15 protein-coding genes and 1 riboswitch are annotated in these 16690 nt (G+C 67.9%); of the genes, 1 reads left to right on the forward strand and 14 read right to left on the reverse strand.

The features are described 5' to 3' along the window. Nucleotides 1-32: 32 nt before the first annotated feature. Genes ACFWU5_RS11205 through ACFWU5_RS11260 form a run of 12 tightly spaced genes read right to left on the reverse strand, consistent with a single transcriptional unit; the run spans nucleotide 33 to nucleotide 13470 of the window. Nucleotides 33-1181 (reverse strand): LLM class flavin-dependent oxidoreductase, encoded by a 1149-nt coding sequence (locus ACFWU5_RS11205; protein WP_379267018.1) that lies wholly within the window; start codon nucleotides 1179-1181, stop codon nucleotides 33-35. After that, a complete protein-coding gene (locus ACFWU5_RS11210) occupies nucleotides 1178-1987 on the reverse strand; it encodes a DUF1684 domain-containing protein (RefSeq protein WP_379267020.1) in 810 nt (269 codons plus the stop codon). The genes ACFWU5_RS11205 and ACFWU5_RS11210 overlap by 4 nt, the downstream gene beginning before the upstream one ends. Next, nucleotides 1984-3351, reverse strand: a complete 1368-nt coding sequence (locus ACFWU5_RS11215; protein WP_379267021.1) for an NtaA/DmoA family FMN-dependent monooxygenase — start codon at nucleotides 3349-3351, stop codon at nucleotides 1984-1986. Before ACFWU5_RS11215 ends, ACFWU5_RS11210 begins: the two co-directional genes overlap by 4 nt. Beyond that, nucleotides 3348-4466 carry an LLM class flavin-dependent oxidoreductase gene (locus tag ACFWU5_RS11220; protein ID WP_379267022.1) on the reverse strand — a complete coding sequence of 373 codons (1119 nt, stop codon included), beginning with the start codon at nucleotides 4464-4466 and terminating at the stop codon, nucleotides 3348-3350. The genes ACFWU5_RS11215 and ACFWU5_RS11220 overlap by 4 nt, the downstream gene beginning before the upstream one ends. Further along, nucleotides 4463-6097, reverse strand: a complete 1635-nt coding sequence (locus ACFWU5_RS11225; RefSeq protein WP_379267023.1) for a dipeptide ABC transporter ATP-binding protein — start codon at nucleotides 6095-6097, stop codon at nucleotides 4463-4465. The genes ACFWU5_RS11220 and ACFWU5_RS11225 overlap by 4 nt, the downstream gene beginning before the upstream one ends. After that, nucleotides 6094-6972, reverse strand: a complete 879-nt coding sequence (locus ACFWU5_RS11230; RefSeq protein ID WP_379267024.1) for an ABC transporter permease — start codon at nucleotides 6970-6972, stop codon at nucleotides 6094-6096. Before ACFWU5_RS11230 ends, ACFWU5_RS11225 begins: the two co-directional genes overlap by 4 nt. Next, nucleotides 6965-8011 (reverse strand): ABC transporter permease, encoded by a 1047-nt coding sequence (locus tag ACFWU5_RS11235; RefSeq protein WP_379267025.1) that lies wholly within the window; start codon nucleotides 8009-8011, stop codon nucleotides 6965-6967. Before ACFWU5_RS11235 ends, ACFWU5_RS11230 begins: the two co-directional genes overlap by 8 nt. 34 nt (nucleotides 8012-8045) lie before the next feature. After that, entirely contained in the window at nucleotides 8046-9653 is a 1608-nt protein-coding gene (locus tag ACFWU5_RS11240) for an ABC transporter substrate-binding protein (RefSeq protein WP_379267026.1), read from the reverse strand. After that, entirely contained in the window at nucleotides 9650-10720 is a 1071-nt protein-coding gene (locus ACFWU5_RS11245; RefSeq protein ID WP_379267027.1) for an LLM class flavin-dependent oxidoreductase, read from the reverse strand. Before ACFWU5_RS11245 ends, ACFWU5_RS11240 begins: the two co-directional genes overlap by 4 nt. Before the next feature lie 28 nt (nucleotides 10721-10748). Continuing rightward, nucleotides 10749-11708 (reverse strand): ABC transporter substrate-binding protein, encoded by a 960-nt coding sequence (locus tag ACFWU5_RS11250; RefSeq protein WP_379267028.1) that lies wholly within the window; start codon nucleotides 11706-11708, stop codon nucleotides 10749-10751. A 32-nt stretch (nucleotides 11709-11740) separates the two neighbouring features. Continuing rightward, entirely contained in the window at nucleotides 11741-12502 is a 762-nt protein-coding gene (locus tag ACFWU5_RS11255; RefSeq protein ID WP_379267030.1) for an amino acid ABC transporter ATP-binding protein, read from the reverse strand. After that, the gene (locus ACFWU5_RS11260; RefSeq protein WP_379267031.1) at nucleotides 12499-13470 is read right to left on the reverse strand and encodes an amino acid ABC transporter permease; all 972 of its coding nucleotides are present in this window, start codon (nucleotides 13468-13470) and stop codon (nucleotides 12499-12501) included. The genes ACFWU5_RS11255 and ACFWU5_RS11260 overlap by 4 nt, the downstream gene beginning before the upstream one ends. A gap of 109 nt (nucleotides 13471-13579) precedes the next feature. Next, nucleotides 13580-13673: riboswitch (SAM riboswitch) on the reverse strand. A 287-nt stretch (nucleotides 13674-13960) separates the two neighbouring features. Here ACFWU5_RS11260 and ACFWU5_RS11265 point away from each other — a divergent pair. After that, nucleotides 13961-14665, forward strand: coding sequence for a hypothetical protein (locus tag ACFWU5_RS11265; RefSeq protein WP_379267074.1), 705 nt, complete (start codon nucleotides 13961-13963; stop codon nucleotides 14663-14665). An 18-nt stretch (nucleotides 14666-14683) separates the two neighbouring features. Here ACFWU5_RS11265 and ACFWU5_RS11270 read toward each other — a convergent pair whose 3' ends face one another. Both ACFWU5_RS11270 and ACFWU5_RS11275 read right to left on the reverse strand, forming a co-directional pair. Next, nucleotides 14684-15856 carry a glycosyltransferase gene (locus ACFWU5_RS11270; protein ID WP_379267032.1) on the reverse strand — a complete coding sequence of 391 codons (1173 nt, stop codon included), beginning with the start codon at nucleotides 15854-15856 and terminating at the stop codon, nucleotides 14684-14686. A 1-nt stretch (nucleotide 15857) separates the two neighbouring features. Next, the gene (locus tag ACFWU5_RS11275; protein ID WP_379267075.1) at nucleotides 15858-16613 is read right to left on the reverse strand and encodes an LppM family (lipo)protein; all 756 of its coding nucleotides are present in this window, start codon (nucleotides 16611-16613) and stop codon (nucleotides 15858-15860) included. Nucleotides 16614-16690: the final 77 nt, after the last annotated feature.

Here is a 16690-nt window from a genome sequence, read left to right on the forward strand (position 1 = left end):
CCTCCGTCAGAGCGTGGTGATCGAGTGTCCAGTTAGGCGGCGCGGGCGGCGCGGAGGTTCCAGGCTTGGGCTAGGAGGCGGTGGGATTCGAGGCGGTCGGTGTGGTTGTGGGTGATGGTGGTGATGAGGAGTTCGTCCGCGGCGGTGAGCTTTTGGAGGGCGTCGAGGCGTTCGACCACGGTGGTGGGGGAGCCGACTATGTGGGAGGCGAGGCGGTCGTCGACCAGGCGGAGTTGGTCGGGGGTGAGCGGGGAAGCTGTTGCGGGGTCGGGGTATTCGGCGGCGCCGCCGGTGCGGATGCTGTGGACCCAGTGCCCGTAGGTGCCGGCGTGGTGGCGGGCGGTGGCGTCGTCGGCGGCTACCACTACGTCCGCTGAGACGATGACGTACGGCTCGGCCAGGGCCTCCGACGGTTGGAAGGCTGCCCGATACGCCTCGACCGAGTCCAGTGCTGTGCCCGGTGCCACGTGGTAGGCCGCGGCGAACGGCAGGCCCAATGTGCCTGCCAGTTCGGCACTTTCGCCTGCTGAACTGCCGAACAACCACAGTTCGGCGTCGATACCCTCGCCCGGAACGGCGTGCAGTTCAACGCCATTGGAGGTGAAATAGCGGCCGTCGAGGAGCGCTTGGACCTCGGCGACCTGGTCCGCGAAGTCCAGTGCCTGCGCGCCTGGCTGTTGCAGCGCTTCGATAGACGCGAGGAACTTCGAGCGGTCGGTGACCCGGCGGGGATCGAACGGCGGCGGCACCACGACCCCGTCGCGGATCTCGGTGCGCCCGGTCACCGTGTCCAGTACCGGATGCCCGCCCTTGGCGGTCGCCGCCGCCGCACCGAACTGGCTCAGGCGATGCCCTGACCTGCCCAGGCCCAGATCGAGTCGTCCCGGATGCAGCGCGTCGACGGTGCCGAACGCCTCCACGATCGAGGCCGACGTGTGGTGCCCGACCTGCACCGCGCCGGTTCCGACCCGAATCCGCGACGTGGCGGCGGCGACCAAACCGAGCAACGTCAGCGACGAAGAACTGGCCACCGACACGAAATGGTGTTCGGCCAACCAGTATCGGCGGTAACCCCACTGCTCGGCGTGCCGTGCCAGATCGATGGTGTTGCGCAATGCCTGTGCGGCACTGGAACCTTCGCTGATCGGTGCCAGATCCAGGATCGACAGGGGAACGCTCATAGCTTCGGATCCTGTTCTCCCGCTTCGATTGCCACGCGCAGCCGGTTCTCGCGCGGTGCGACCGGGCAGGTCGCGAAGTCGGTGAACGCGCACGGCAGGTTCACGGCTCGGTTGAAGTCGAGGGTGACCGTGCCGTGCGCCTCGACCGCGCCGACGGCCAGCGAGCGCGCGGCCGGGTAGGTGGTCACGCCGCTGGTGGCGTCGGTGAACAGCACCTTCAGGTCGTCGGGGGTGCCGAAGGCCAGCAGGGCTTCGTGGCTGTCACCGATCCGGAATTCGATGATCCCAGCGGCGCGGTGGTGGTGCTCCAGCCCGTCGACCACGGCGCCCGTGATGACCGTGCGGGCCTGGTCGAAGGCGGTGAAATGCCCGGTCACCACCCAGCGCGGGTCGGCCGGGTAGGCGGCGACGCCGGTGAACGCGGTCAGGGTCGGGGCGGCCGGATCGTGCACGCGCACCGCGAACTGTCCCGAGCGCCGGATCACCTCGAGGACCCGCGCCTCGTTGAGCACGCTCACCCCCGGCGCGCCTTCCGCTGGCGTGACGATCCGCACGCCGCCGATCCGTTCGCCGTCCACGTCGAGCCGGTCGGCGGGTTGCGCGGTGATGAACACTTTTTCGTCGGTGACCCACCAGGTGCCGGGGACACCGTCCAGACGCTGCGGGCGGTCGGTGAGCCAGTGCAGCCCGGCCAAGCTGAGCCAGCCGAGCGGGTCGCGCAGACCGTCCTCGCGGGCATGGTGCCAGCGCGACCAGTCAGCGGCGAAGGGTGTTGCGGTGGTGGGGGATTCGACGGTGATGGTCATGACGCGCGGGCTCCTTCGGTGACAGTGCGGTGGTGGGGGTGACGCAGACCGAGATGGTCGCGCAGGGTGGTGCCGGTGTATTCGGTGCGGAAACTGCCGCGTTCCTGCAGTTCCGGGACCACCTTGTCGACGAATTCGTCGAGGCCGGCGGGGGTCAGGTGGGGGACCAGAATGAAACCGTCGGCGGCATCGGACTGCACGTAGTGGTCGACCTGCTGCGCGACCTGGGCGGGTGTGCCGATGAACTGCTGGCGGGCGGTGACCTCGATGATGAGTTCGCGAATGCTCAGGTTCTGCGCGTGCGCCTTCTCCCGCCATGTTTTCGCCACGGCCAGTGGATCTTTCGCGTGTCGGACTCGCCCGCGGGTGATCTCGGCGGTGGTGTCGGGGTCGATATCGGGCAGGGGGCCATCGGCGTCATAGCCGGAAAGGTCACGGCCCCAGACCTGTTCGAGGAACGCGATGGCGGTGTGCGGGCTCACCTGCTGGTAGCGGATGTGGCGGGCATTGTCGCGAGCTTCCTGTTCGGTATCGCCCAGCACGAAGGTCGCTGCGGGGAAAACCAGCAGATCATCGTGTGCGCGACCATATTTGGTGAGTCGGCCTTTGACGTCGGCGTAGAACTTCTGGCCTGCGTCGAGGGCGCCGTGCACGGTGAAGATGGCATCGGCGGCCTTCGCGCCGAACTCACGTCCTTCGTCGGAATCGCCCGCCTGCAACAGCACCGGGTGTCCCTGCGGACTCGGCGGTACGACAAAGGGTGCCGCGAAGTCGAATTGCGCACTGCGGAAGGTAGTTTCGGGAACGTCGCGGGCGAAAATCCCGTGCTCGCGGTCGATCACCAGTGAGTCGGTGGGCCAGCTGTCCCACAGTGCCCGGGTCGCCGCGACCACCTCTTCGGCTCGCCGATACCGCTGACCGTGTTCGAGATACCCCCCGCGCCGGAAGTTCTCGCCGGTGAACGCATCCGAGGACGTCACCACATTCCACGCCGCTCGACCCCCCGACAGGTGATCCAGCGAGGCGAACTGTTTGGCCAGCTCGAACGGTTCGTTGTAGGTGCTGTTGATGGTGCCCGCCAACCCGAGACGCTGCGTCACCGCCGCCACCGCGTTGAGCACGGTGAACGTGTCGGGCCTGCCCACCACGTCCAGGTCGTGGATCAGGCCGCGATGTTCACGCAACCGCAGCCCTTCGGCCAGGAAGAAGAAGTCGAACAGGCCCCGTTCGGCGGTGCGGGCCAGGTGCTCGAAGGACGAGAACTCCACCTGCGATTTCGACGCCGGATCGGCCCAGACGGTGGTGTTGTTGACGCCGGGGAAGTGCGCGGCGAGATGGACTTGTTTGCGGGGTTTCGAGGTCACAGCACTGCTCCTGTCGTGGCGTAACGGCTGGTGGGGCGCGGCAGTCCGAGGCGCTCGCGCAGCGTTGTCGCGGTCGGGGTCGTGGTCGGGCGGTTGGCCAGGGCATAGAGGGTGGCCCGCAGTGCCAGTGGCCGCAGCACCACGCCGTCGGCGACTCTGGACCGCGAGATCTCCGCGAGGAGTTCGTCCAGGGCGGCCACGGTGCCCACATGGCGGAGGCTGTGCTCGGCGGGCAGGTCGGCCCACCGGTCGAGTTGTCGAACCTGCGACCGGGCCTCCTCGGCCCAATCCGCCAGGTGGACAGGAAGATCCAGCAGGACTCGCACGGCATCCGGGTCGCGGCCCGCGGCGGCGAGAGCGGTGCGCAATGCGACGCGGCGTTGCGCAGCCGCGGGCAGGTCAGCGGCGGTGATGCGGATGATGTCGGCGCGGCGGATCGCGACGTCGGTGGACTCGGTATCATCGGCGCGGATCGTCACGATCGGCTGACCCTGGGGCGAGCGCGGGGTGATCGACGGGCCCTTGACCGAGAAGTTGTCGCCGACGAAGTCGATGTAGTGCAGACGGTCACGGTCGATGAAACGGCCGGTGGGCACGTCGCGGATCTCGGCGTCGTCCTCCCAGCTGTCCCACAGCCGGGTCACCACCTCGACCGCTTCGTCGGCCTCGTGCCACAGCGATTCGACACTCTGAGATGCTTTGCGGCCGAACGCCTTTGCCTGCGATGGATCGGCGGACACGGTCACCTCCCAGCCCGCACGGCCCAGACTCGCGAAGTCGAGCGCGGTCACCGCCTTGGACACGTGGAACGGTTCGGTGTGAGTGACCGGCACCTGGGGGATCAGACCGATGCGCCTGGTCAGGGGCGCGGTACGGGCGGCGATCGCGACGGCGTCGAGCCTGCCGCGCGTCACCGCGGCACCACCGGACTGGAGTCCGAACGAGTCCGGCAGGAAAACAGCGTCGAACCCGAGCTTCTCGGCCTGCGACACCACCGTGATCCAGTAGTCGGCGGTGAACAGGTCTTCAGCGCCGGAATCGGGTCGCCGCCAGGACGCGGGATGTGTTCCGGTGCCTGCGGTTTCGATGCCGAGGAACAGTCTGGGCTTGCTCATCGGGTGAGGTCCTTTCCGTCGGGGGAATCGATCCGGTTGCCCGGTGCGGGGATCGCCGCGAGCAGTTCTCGGGTGTACGGATGCCGCGGATCGGTGAACAGGGTTGCGGTGGGACCGGTTTCGACGATGCGGCCGTGGCGCATCACCGCGACCCGGTCGCTGATCCGGCGGACCACGGCCAGGTCGTGGGAGATGAACAGGTAGCCCAGCGCCAGTTCGGATTGCAGGGTGTCGAGCAGGTCCAGGATCTGTGCCTGGACCGAGGCGTCCAGGGCGGAGACCGGTTCGTCGAGCACCAACAGGTCGGGTCGCAGGGCCAGCGCGCGGGCGATCGCCACCCGTTGGCGCTGGCCGCCGGACAGTTCCGCGGGCTTACGCCGCACGAAAGTAGTTGGCAGCGCGACTTGTTCGAGCAGCTCGGCTACTCGGTCGGCGCGGTTGTCGATGCCGTAGGCGCGCAAGGGTTCGGCGATGATGTCGGCGACATCCCAGCGTGGATCCAGCGACGAGTAGGGGTTCTGGTACACCACTTGGAACCGTTTGCGCAGGGCACGTAGGCGACTTCGACGGATTCCGGTGAGGTTGTGGCCATCGAAAGTGACTGTGCCACTGTCGGGGTCGGTGAGTCGCAAGGCAATGCGTGCCGTAGTCGACTTGCCCGAGCCGGATTCGCCTACGAGAGCGAGTGTTTCGCCGCGATCGAGACTGAACTCGACGCCGTCGACGGCGGCGATAGTGCCCGCCCCCGCGTGGAATCGTTTGTGCAAGGCGTGAACCGACAGCAAAGGCGCTGCGGCGCGGGGACGCGAGGGTCGGAATTCGGTGGGGGACAGTGCAGGCGACGCAGCGAGCAACCGCTGGGTATAGGGCTGGACCGCCTGGTTCAAAACCTGTTCCGTGGAACCGGATTCGACCACCTTGCCCTGCTCGAGCACCACCAATCGGTCGGCCCGCTCGGCAGCCACGGCCAGGTCATGGGTGATCAACAGCACCGCTGTCCCACGCGCGGCGATCCGCTCGGCCAGCCGATCCAGCACCTGCCGCGCCACGGTCGCATCCAGCGCACTCGTCGGCTCGTCGGCGATGATCAAGTCAGGCCCGCAGGCCAGGGCGATCGCGATCAGCACCCGTTGCCGCTGCCCACCGGACAGCTCGTGCGGATACTGCCGAGCTCGAACCTCGGGCCGGTCGAGGCCGACTTCGGCGAGCAGGTCCAGTGCCTGCAATGCCGCGCCGCGCCGATCAGCCAGCTTGTGTACCAGCAGCGCCTCGGCCACCTGATCGCCCACCCGCAGTACCGGGTTGAGCGACAGGCCGGGATCCTGCGGGACCAATCCCACCCGAGCACCGCGCAAGCGCTGCAGCGCCTTCTCGTTCCCGGGATCGACGCGCTCACCATCGAATTCGACTGTGCCCGAGACGATCTGCGCCGAATCGGCGAGCAAGCCGATCACCGCGTGGGCCAACGTCGACTTGCCCGACCCCGACTCGCCCACCAGCGCGACAACTTCCCCACGCGCCACCTCGATCGTGACTCCGCGCAGGGCGTCGACGGACCCCGAACCGGTCCGATAGGCGATGTGCAGATCGTCCACGCGCAGTAGCGTCGCGTCCTTCGTTCGGTCGCTCATCGCTGCCCGGTCCTTCCCGCGAAACGGCCCACATGCTGGGCCGACAGCACGACGGCGACGATCACCAGGCCCGGCAGCGTGGTCAACCACCACGCCGAGGCCAAGAAGTTGCGACCCTCGGAGATCAACGACCCCCATTCGGGGGTAGGCGGTTTGGTGCCGTAGCCGAGGAAACTCAGCGACGACACCGCCAGCACTGCCATCCCGAATTCGACTGCGGCCAAGGCGAGTACGGGCTGAAACGAATTGGGTAAGACGTGACGAGCGAGCACCGCATACCAGCGCACCCCCGACGCGTGCGCCGCCTCGACATACGGCGCGTGCCGCACCCGCAGCACCTCCGAGCGCATCACCCTGGCGAAGTTCGCGATCAACGAAACCCCCACGGCGACAGCCACATTGCGGGTACCGAAGCCCAACGCCGTCACCAGCGCCAGCGCGAGCAGCAGCGACGGGATGGACAGCAGGACATCGACCACCCGCATGATCGCGGTGTCGACGATCCCGCCCGCCGCCCCGGATAACAGTCCGAGCAGCGACCCGACCACCAGTGCGATCCCGACCGCGGTCAGCGTGGCGGTGAGCGACAGCCCCGCACCGTGCACCATCCGCGTGTACAGGTCGCGCCCGAGATTGTCGGTCCCGAACCAGTGCGCGGCGCTGGGACTCTGGAACTTCTCCGCGGGCACGCCGGTCAGCGGATCACCGGAGGCGAACACCGACGGCGCCACGGCCCAGCCGACCGCGACAACCAGCACCACGCCGGAGAACACGAGTCCGAGGTGCCCGCGTGTCCAGCGCAGGACCTGCTCGACGGCGGGCGCCGCGACCGGCTGATCAGCCAATCGTGCATGCCGGACGAGGACGTCAACCATGTTCGCTGCCTTCCGTGTCGTTCGTGAGCTTGCGGGCAGACCGCTGCGAAGTACTTGTCGCGAGTTCAGCGGAGGCCTCAGCAGCCGGGGGAGTGGGATTGCGGTGAGTTCCGGTGATGCGTGGATCGAGCAGCGGATACAGCAGGTCGACCGCCAGATTCACCGCGACGAAGATCAGCGCCGACAGCAACACCACCCCCTGGACCACGGGAATGTCCTGGTTGAGCACCGACGTCTGAGTCAGCCGCCCCACACCGGCGCGGGCGAACACCGACTCGACCACCACCGACCCGGCCAGCATCGTGCCCACCAACACGCCGGCGATGGTGAAGGCGGGCACGCTCGCCAACCGGGCGATGTGTCGGCGCTGCACCCACCACCGCGACGCACCCTTGGCCAGCGCGACCTCGGTGAACGGTTGCCGCCAGGTCTGTTCCAGTCCGGCGGCGAGCACCTGCGCGAGCACGGCACCGATCGGCAGGGCCAAGGTCAGAGCGGGCAGCACCGTCCCGCGCAGCCCCGTGCCACCGAAGGCCGGAAACCAGTGCAGGCGAAAGGAGAACAACTGCAACAGCAGAAGGCCCGTCCAGAACGTCGGCACCGAAACACCCAGTGGCGGTAGCGCACTCAGGGTGTTCCGTAGCCACGGCCGTCGCGTGTAGGTCGCGGCGAAGGCCAGGCCGACCCCGCCTACGAACGCGAACAGCAGTGCGAGAGAAGCCAATCCGAGCGTGGAGGGAATGGCGTCACCGAGGGCTTCGGTGACCGGTTGACCGGTATTGATGGAGCGGCCCAGATCGCCGGTGACGGCATTGCCGAGCGCGCTCACATATTGCTCCCACAGTGGCTTGTCCAACCCGTAGCGGGCCTGCAGTTCCGCGATCGCCGCCTTGTCGACCGGTGTGCCGGTGCCCGAACTGTCCGCGGCCATCGACACCGGGTCGGCGGGCAGCAGGTACAGGACCACGAACGAGATCGTGAACGCCGCCCACAGCACCCACAGTGCTTGCAGCACTCGGGAACTCACGTACCGGAGCATGAGGGCGTGCGCTGCTACCCGCGTCTGGACCATCTCAGTGCCCGCTCAGCCAGGTGTCGAAGAACTGCAGTCGCGCCGAGGCCTCGAACTTCAGATCCTGCGTGTGCGCGGCGGCACCGATCGCCTGCGACAGCTCGATCGTGGGGATGTAGAGCCCGTTGTCGAGTATCTGTTGCTGCGCGGTTTTGATCAGATCCGCGCGGGTGGCGGGATCGTTGGCGGACAGTTGGTTGTTCAGCGTGTCATCGAGCGCCGGAATCGGTCCGCGCACATTGAGATTGCGGCCGGTCAGTGAGAACGCGGTGCGCAGGATGTCACCGTCGGCACGGGTGGAGTTGCCGTAGATGGCGTCGTAATCCTTGCTGTTCTGCCGTGCGGTGGACTCCGGGAACGAGACCAGGTCGAGCTTCAGTTCGACTCCTACCTGCCGCAACTGTTGCTGCACCAGTTCCAGAATCGCCTGATTACCCGCGAACACCTGGCTGAACGTCACCGAAAAGCTCAGTCGCTCACCGTTCTTGACGCGGATGCCATCGGGCCCCGGCAACCAACCGGCCTGCTCGAGGATCGACTTCGCCTTGGTCGGGTCGTAGGCGAGCTTCGACGACAGATCCGCGTAGGCGGGCGTGGCCGCGGCCAGCGTGGAGGTAGCCGGCTTGAACTGCGGACCCAGCACCGTGTCCACGAGCTGACGGCGATCCACCGCGGGCAGCAACGCCTGGCGCACTGCGGGGTCGCGCAACGGACCGCGAGTCACGTTGGGGTGCAACCCGAATGGCGTGCCGGGATTGGATGTGGACAACACCCGCCCGCCCACCGCCTCGATCTGCGGTGCGTCCTGGGGCAGCGCGTCACTGATCGCATCGAGCTGACCCGAGGCCACACTGCCGGTGCGCACCCCCGATTCGGGAATGACCGTGAACTCGATCCGGTCCAGGTACGCCTCGCCCTTGTGCCCGAAAACCGCGGAGCCCCAGTCATATCCGGCGCGCTTGGCCAGCGTCACCGACGCGTCCTGCTTGTAGTCGGCGTAGGTGAATGGCCCGCTGCCGATGTTGTCACCAGCGCACCGGGCCTCCGCCGGTTTCGCATTGGTCGACTGCGCCAGGATCCCCAGCTGCGGCGTCGACGACGCCTGCAGGAACGGGGCGTTGGGCTGGCTGAATTCCACCCGCGCGGTGAGCTTGTCGACCGCAGTCGTGCCGACGTAGTTGGCCAGATAGCTGGTGCCCAGCGGTGCCTTCGCCCCACCCAGTCTGATGATCGCGTCGAACGTGTCGCGCACCGAATCGGCGGTCAGCGGGGTGCCGTCGCTGAACGTCACCCCGTCGGCCAGCGTGAACGTGAAGACTTTCGAATCCGGGCTGATCTGCCAACTCTTGGCCAGCCACGGCGTGATCGCCCCGGTCCGGGGATCCTGATCGGTCAGTGAGTCGACCACCTGGCGGGCGACATAGATGGTCTGATTCGAACCCGACTGCGCCGGATCGGAGCACGAGGGCGCTTGGGACAGCCCGTAGCGCAGGGTGCCGCCGGGCTGCGGGGGACCGGCCTGCCCGGTGCCGGTGTCGCCGCCGCACGCGACCACCGTGGTGGCGGCGGCGACCACACCCACCAGTCCGGCGAGACGATGTCGAATCACGAGGTAGCTCCAGACAATTCGCGGCGAGTAGCCAGGGGACGGCTGGGAATGCGGCGGCGCAGCTCCGGCGCCACCTCGGCCTGGAACAGTTCGAGACTGCCCAGATAGTCGGCGTCGGAACGCCCTTCGCGTTCGGCGGACAGGTGGATCACCTCGTGCCCGAACTGCTCGTGATAGCGACCCACCTTGTCGATCACCTGCTCCGGGCTGCCGACCAGCGCCGACGAGCGGTCGAGGAAGTCCTCGACGGTGTCGAACACGACGGGGTTGCCGACCTTGCGCTGCAAGGCGGTGCGCGCCTCGAACAGCGGGCGATACACCGCCACGGCCTCCTGCGAGGTCCGCGCGACATGGAAACCGGCGGTGCCCGCACCGACCAGCGCGTCGGCCGGGTCGTGCCCGTAGTGCGCCCACCGTTCGCGGTAGTGGCGGATCAGTTCGGCGTACGGCTCGATCGGATTGGTGACGTTGGCCGAGAACACCGGATCCCCGTGTCGCGCAGCAAGTTCCACCGACTCTCGGCTGGTCGCGCTGCCGTGCCAGATCCGCACTCGCGGCTGCAACGGTCGCGGCAATGCCTTGGCCGCGGTCAGCGAGGGTCGGAACCGGCCCGACCACGTCACCTCCTCGCTGTCCCACAGCGCCCGAAACAGTTCGTAGCCTTCACGATTGCGCTGCCACTGATCCTGGGCGGTGACGTGATACAGCTGCGCCTGGGCGGCACCGTTGCCCTTGCCGATGATCAGCTCGAGCCTGCCGTCGGACAGGTTGTCCACCGTCGAGTAGTCCTCGAACGCGCGCACCGGATCGAGCAGACTCAACGTGGTGACCGCGGTGAACAGACTGATCCGCGAGGTCACCGCCGCGATATGGCTCAGCACCACCGGGGGAGCGGCCGACAGGAACGGATCCTCGTGCCGCTCACCGACAGCGAACCCGTCGTACCCGAATTCCTCAGCGCGCCTGGCCTGTTCGACCACCTCGTGCAGACGATCACGTGTCGTGGGAACCACGCCGGTAGCCGGATCGGGCACCCGGGTGATCAGCGTCATCAGCAGGAATTTCATGCGCGCGCTCCTAGCGTCTCGAATGACCTCATGCGACAGGCTTTTTCGGCAGCCCCGGCGGGTTGATCCGCGACTCGGCGACCTTCTCCGAATCCAGACCCCAGCGATCGAGGACCTTCTGGTAGCTGCCGTCGGCGATGGCGTCGACCAGTGCCCGGTGGATGGCGGCATTGAGGCCGCTGTTCTTCTTGGTCAGCACCGCGATCTCGCCCTGCAGACCCTCACCGGCACCGGAGAAGGTGGCGATGACCTTGGTCTCGCCGGTGGTCGCGGAGTGGTAGAGGCCCGTGGGGCCGGGTCCGATGAAGCCGTCCAGTCGCTTCGAGGCCAGCGCGAGGTAGTAGTCGGTGACCTGCTGGTAGTAGGCGATGTCGATCGGCGCCAGTCCTTCGGCGACGTTCTGTTCGTTCCACTTCACCAGCAGCTGTTCCTGATTGGTGCCCGCGCCGACGCCGATTCGCTTGCCCACCAGGCTCTTCCGGTCGGTGAACGTCAGCGCACTGTCCGCGGGCACCTCGAGGGTGACGTTGTCCTTGCGGTAGGTCGCGAAGTCGTACTTCTCCTTGCGCTCCTCGGTGACGGTCACATTGGAGATGAACGCGTCGACTTCACCGGAGTCCACGCGCACGAAGTTCTGCGACCAATCCGCCACCTGCGTCACCAGTTTCAGGCCCAGCTTGTCGGCCACCAGGTTGGCGAAGTCGATCTCGGAACCGACCACGGTCTTGTCGTCGGTGGCGTAGAACCGCAGCGGCGGCGCGGCACCGGCGGCACCGGTCACGATCAGCGTGCCGCGATCGCGAATCGCCTGCGGCACAGTCGCGGCGATCGCGTCGACCTTCGCCACGTGCACCCGGCCCTGCTGGGTGGGTGACAGGTCGAAGGTGACCGTGCCGGCCTGGGCGGTTTCGGCCGTCTCGGGATCGGCGCACCCCGCGGTCAGCAGTGTCGCCGCCGAAATGATGCCGATCAGTGTGGAGAGTTTCATCAGTGTCGAAACCTGTTCGTGGGAAGGGACAGTCAGCGCACGCGGGACAGGAATGCCTGCGTGCGTGGATGTTCGGGATGGTCGAGAACGGTCGCGGCAGCGCCGCGTTCGACGATGCGGCCCTCGTCGAGGAACACCACCGTGTCGGCGACCTCGCGGGCGAAACCGATTTCGTGAGTCACGATCACCAGCGCGGTGCCGGTGACAGCGAGATCGCGGATCACCGCGAGGACTTCGCCGACCAGTTCCGGGTCCAGCGCGGAGGTGGGCTCGTCGAACAGGATCAGACGCGGTGTCAACGCCAGCGCACGCGCGATGGCCACGCGTTGCTGCTGCCCGCCCGACAGTCGACGCGGGTAGGCGTCGGCGAAATCGGCAAGCCCCACCCGGTGTAGTAGCTGCTTCGCCTCGGCCACCACCTCGTCGCGCGGGCGTCCCTGTGACGAAACCGGTGCCAGCACAATGTTTTCCAGGGCGGTGAGATGCGGGAACAGGTTGAATTGCTGGAACACGAAACCGATCTGGCTGCGCTGAGCACGCACCGCACGGTCGGGCAGCGGCCGCAGGGTATCGCCGCGCTGCCGGTAGCCGATCAACTCACCGTCCACGTGCACCGTGCCCGCGTCCTGCGCTTCGAGATGGTTGAGCACCCGCAGCAGCGTGGACTTGCCCGACCCGGACGGGCCGATCAGCGCGACCACTTCGCCGGTCCGCACCGCCAGGTCGATACCGCGCAACACCTCGGTTCCGTTGTAGGACTTACGAATTCCTCGCGCCCGCACCGCAGTGGTCATCGGGTAGCTCCTCGGGGTGCGGCGGCGATCTCGGTCACCTTGGTGCGGACCTTCTGCCACGGTGTCGGCGGCAGCTCACGCTGCGCGCCCTTGGCGTAGTGGCGTTCGATGTAGAACTGGACGATCGTCAGCGCGGTGGTGAGCACGATGTACCAGGCGGTGGCGACCATCAGCAGCGGCACCACCCGGCCGTTGCGGCCGAAGATTACCTGGACCTGGTAGAACAGCTCGGCGATCGCCATCACCGACACGATCGAGGTGCCCTTGAACAGGCTGATCACCTCATTGGCGGCATTGGGCAGGATCGAACGCATCGCCTGCGGGAGCACGATCGTGCGGAACTGCCGCCAGCGCGGAATGCCCAGTGCCGCGGCAGCTTCCAGCTGTCCGCTGTCGACGGCGAGCAGACCCGCCCGGATCAGTTCGGCCGAGTACGCCGCCTGATGCAGGGCCAACCCGATCACCGCCGCGGTGAAACCGCTGATCACGCCGTTGACTTCGAAATCGAAGAACGCGGGTCCGAACGGAATACCCACCGACAGACGGGGATACAGGTACGCGATGTTGAACCAGAACAGCAGCTGCACGATCAGCGGAATCGACCGGAACGCCCAGATGTAGGTCCAGGCGATCACCCGCAGCACGGGATTGTTCGACACCCGCCCGATCGCCAGCAGCGTGCCGATCGCGAAACCGAGCACGGTGCCCCACAGGGTCAACTCGATGGTCACCCGCAGCGCGGCCAGCACCGATTTCGCGGTGAAGTACTGGGCGAACGTGCCCCAGTCCCAGCCCGGATTGGTGATCAGACCGTGCGCGAACTGGGCCACCAGCAGCAGTGCGGCCGCGGCAACGACCCACCGCCACGGATGCCAGGAACCAGCGATCCGGGGCAGGTCGTTGTCGATGGGGTCCGGCTCAGGGGGTGCGGTGTCGCCCGGCGGGGCGGTGACGGCGGACGCGGTCATGGGAGTCCTCAGCAGCACAGTGGAACGAGGTACGGCGACCTCCACCCGGCCAGCGACGGGTACGCGATCTGGCGGCGCTCAGGCCGGACAGGAAGTGTTCACAAGATCTCCTCCATCGAACCCGGCGGAAGCACCCACACCCTCGAACGGGCGGGTTGCTGCGACGTCATCGAGCCAGGTCTCTCGGTCGCTCTGGATGGTTGTGCCCCTGCCTTGCGGCCCGAGCTGAATCAGCATGCGGCACAGCCACGATGGTTCACAACGGTAGAAATCAGCGTGAGTGCAGGGGTTGGTGTCGGCCCCGAGTCCGAGCACAATTGCCCCGGTTCGGTGTGGTCTACGACCCGCGAACACGAACCGAGAGGCGGTCGGTGGGTTCGCTGGGAGATTGCGACGCGCCGAACGGGCGGTCACTTCACCTGGGCGGAAATGGTCATCGGGCGGGGTAGCGTCGGGCTTCTCTCGAGTCGATGAGGAGTTCGCCGTGATCATGCCGCGTCGTTCCACCACACTGACCTCGCTGACGGCCTGCGCCGCCGCGCTACTGCTGGCCGCGCCGTCGGCTGCCGCCGAACCCGCTGTTCCGGTGGCGCCCGCGGTCACCAGGGACGCCACGCCCGCCGCCGGTCCCGCAGACCTGCTCGGCGCGTACCAGACGGTCGTCGAGACGCTGAAAGCCTTGGGTATCCAGCCGTTCCTCTACCCGACGGTCGCCCTGAACTGTTCGGGCGACGGCGCGGGTCTGGTCCCGGCGGTCGCGGGCGCGGTGCCGGGCCCGTGGCCTGCGAATACGCTCCCGATCCCCGGCCTGGATCTGTCCGCCGTGAAGTCCGGTCAGACGCTGTTCACGTTCCTGCCCTACGGCTTGGCCGCCGACACCGCCGCGACGAAAACCGCCGGTATGCAGGTGGCCTGGCTCAATATCAGCACCGGGCGCGGTGGTATGGAGTCGATGGGGTCGATCGCCGACATCGTTCGCGCGATGGTCCCGCCCGAAGTCCCCGTGGAACTGCGCCCACTGGCCGAAACCGCCATCCGCGACTTCCTTTTCGCCGCGATTCCGGTCGGTGGCGTGCGAGCGGTCCCCGTCGACACCGGCAAAGGCACCGTCCTGGCCGCGGTGTTCGGCACCGTGGACAACGCGGGCAAATCCTGCTTCTTCTTCCCGACCATCGGCATCACCGAGGTCGACTGAGACCTCGCCGCGTGACAATCAGGCGTGGCGGGCGATGGGGGTGTCGGGGGTGACCAGCGGGCGCTGTTTCCAGCGGAGGCGGCCGGTGCGGTGGCGGTGGTGGGAGCGGGTCCACAGGGTCAGGTAGTGGGCCACGCCTATGGGGTGGGCCAGGGCCGAGGCGATGTCGGGACCGGTGGGGGTGCGGCGGGTTTCGATGGTGCGGGCGGCGAGTCGGCTCGTGATCGCGGCCAGGTAGCCGAGTAGGCCGATGCGGCGGGTCTTACCGCGGCCGAACAGGGCGGCCAGGGGTGGCAGCCAATAGGCAAGGGCGGCAAGGATTCCGATGGCGGCACCGGTGTCGCGGCGGCCTCCGTAGGCCGACCACAGCCAGCGGGTGTAGCCGTCGGTGAGTTCGGTTGTGCCGGAGTACATTCGGGTGCTCGCGGCCGGACCCGCAGCTACCAGGGCGGTGCGGTGACCTGCTCGACGCATGGCGCGTGCCAGGTCGAGATCCTCTGTGGCACTTGCCGCTACGGCCGCGTGACCGCCGCCCGCGCGGTACGCCTGTGCGTCGACGGCGAGGAACTGTCCGCAGGCGACGGCGGTGGACGGTCGCAGGCTGTGATTGGCGGGGCCGACCGGCAACGTCGAGGCCCATGACCACGCGAGCAGCGGCTGGACCAGGTGTTCGGTGATCGAACCCGCTTCCTGCACCGGCCAGGCTGAGACCAAACCTGCACCGCGCCTGCGTAATTCGGTCACCGCCGCGGCGATGGCATGGGGGGCCAGGCGGACGTCAGCGTCGACGAAAACCAGGGCGGCCGAGTCGGTGCGCGCAGCCAGTCGGGCGCAGGCGGCGGCCTTGCCGGTCCAACCGGGGGCGGGGTGGGCGGCCGAGCGCAGCACGGTGAAGCGGGGGTCGTCGGCGATCGCGGCCAGTGCGGCGTCGTAGGTGCCGTCGGTGGACGCGTCGTCCAGGATCAACACCGTCAACCGGGGGACACCGGTTTGCGCGCGCAGGTCCGCGATCAGCGCGGGCAGGCGGTCGGCTTCGTCGCGGGCGGGAACACACACCGTGACCGGCTCGATCACGCCGGAACCCCCGCGCGGCAACGTGCGCAAAGTGGCCAGGTTGTAGGCGGCGGTCGTCGCGCCCAGCGCGGCCAGACCGGTGCCCGCCCAGGTCAGGTAGCGGACCGCCGCGCCCATGTCAGCGACCCAGTCGGCGACTGGAGATCTCGCGCCACATCTCCGACGGCGAGAAACCGCCGCGCGGTGCGTGCGGCGGGGCGGGGTTGCGATCGCGGAACGCCAGCCCGGCGATCAGCGCGGCCACCGCGAGGGTGATACCGCCGACGATGCCCGCCCACCCCGCGAACGAGCGGGTGTTGGGGTCGGCGTACTTCACTTCCGCGCGCATGGTCGACACCTCGCCCGCGGGCAGCTTCCACGACACGGTGTTCTCGCTGTCGGTGGTCTCGCGGGTGCCGTTGGTCTTGGCCACGCGCGCCGGGAACGCCACCGAGAACTGCACGTCGGAACCGTGCGGCGGCACCGATTCCAGATCCACGCGACCCAGCAGACTCACCAGATCGCCGCTGCGCTGGAATTCGAGGGTGAACATGCCCTGCGTCTGATCCGACAGCCCGCCCAACTGGCCGACCTCGCCGAAGGACAGATCATCGAAGAACACCTGCGTGCCCACGAACCCGTCCTGGTTGTAGTTCTCCACCCGGACTTTCGACGCCAACTGGTCCGGCGCGGCCAACTGCGGGCCCTTGTCCTCGGGTCCGGTCGGCACCACCGCGGCCACGATCCGGCCCGACACCCGGTCGTTGGAGGACACCCCCATCGACACCTGCACCCGCAGGCATCCGGCGAGCGCGGGCACCAGCAGTGCCAACAGCACGGCGACGGCCGCTACGCGCCGCGCGGGCACGAAACGGCGAGGGGAGGAAGCGGGCATGTCGGCGACGGGACTCGGCTGCACGGTTGACATCGTGCCAGGCTCGAGCCGCCGCGTGCACACGACGGGCCCACCAG

It is taken from the genome of Nocardia sp. NPDC058640 (genome assembly GCF_042716995.1).
Taxonomy (GTDB): Bacteria; Actinomycetota; Actinomycetes; order Mycobacteriales; family Mycobacteriaceae; genus Nocardia.

Coding starts and splice junctions, on each gene's coding strand:
- ACFWU5_RS11205 (WP_379267018.1), bottom strand. CDS start 1,181: ATGAGCGTTCCCCTGTCGATCCTGGATCTGGCACCGATCAGCGAAGGT.
- ACFWU5_RS11210 (WP_379267020.1), bottom strand. CDS start 1,987: ATGACCATCACCGTCGAATCCCCCACCACCGCAACACCCTTCGCCGCT.
- ACFWU5_RS11220 (WP_379267022.1), bottom strand. CDS start 4,466: ATGAGCAAGCCCAGACTGTTCCTCGGCATCGAAACCGCAGGCACCGGA.
- ACFWU5_RS11225 (WP_379267023.1), bottom strand. CDS start 6,097: ATGAGCGACCGAACGAAGGACGCGACGCTACTGCGCGTGGACGATCTG.
- ACFWU5_RS11230 (WP_379267024.1), bottom strand. CDS start 6,972: ATGGTTGACGTCCTCGTCCGGCATGCACGATTGGCTGATCAGCCGGTC.
- ACFWU5_RS11235 (WP_379267025.1), bottom strand. CDS start 8,011: ATGCTCCGGTACGTGAGTTCCCGAGTGCTGCAAGCACTGTGGGTGCTG.
- ACFWU5_RS11245 (WP_379267027.1), bottom strand. CDS start 10,720: ATGAAATTCCTGCTGATGACGCTGATCACCCGGGTGCCCGATCCGGCT.
- ACFWU5_RS11250 (WP_379267028.1), bottom strand. CDS start 11,708: ATGAAACTCTCCACACTGATCGGCATCATTTCGGCGGCGACACTGCTG.
- ACFWU5_RS11255 (WP_379267030.1), bottom strand. CDS start 12,502: ATGACCACTGCGGTGCGGGCGCGAGGAATTCGTAAGTCCTACAACGGA.
- ACFWU5_RS11260 (WP_379267031.1), bottom strand. CDS start 13,470: ATGACCGCGTCCGCCGTCACCGCCCCGCCGGGCGACACCGCACCCCCT.
- ACFWU5_RS11265 (WP_379267074.1), top strand. CDS start 13,961: ATGCCGCGTCGTTCCACCACACTGACCTCGCTGACGGCCTGCGCCGCC.
- ACFWU5_RS11270 (WP_379267032.1), bottom strand. CDS start 15,856: ATGGGCGCGGCGGTCCGCTACCTGACCTGGGCGGGCACCGGTCTGGCC.
- ACFWU5_RS11275 (WP_379267075.1), bottom strand. CDS start 16,613: ATGCCCGCTTCCTCCCCTCGCCGTTTCGTGCCCGCGCGGCGCGTAGCG.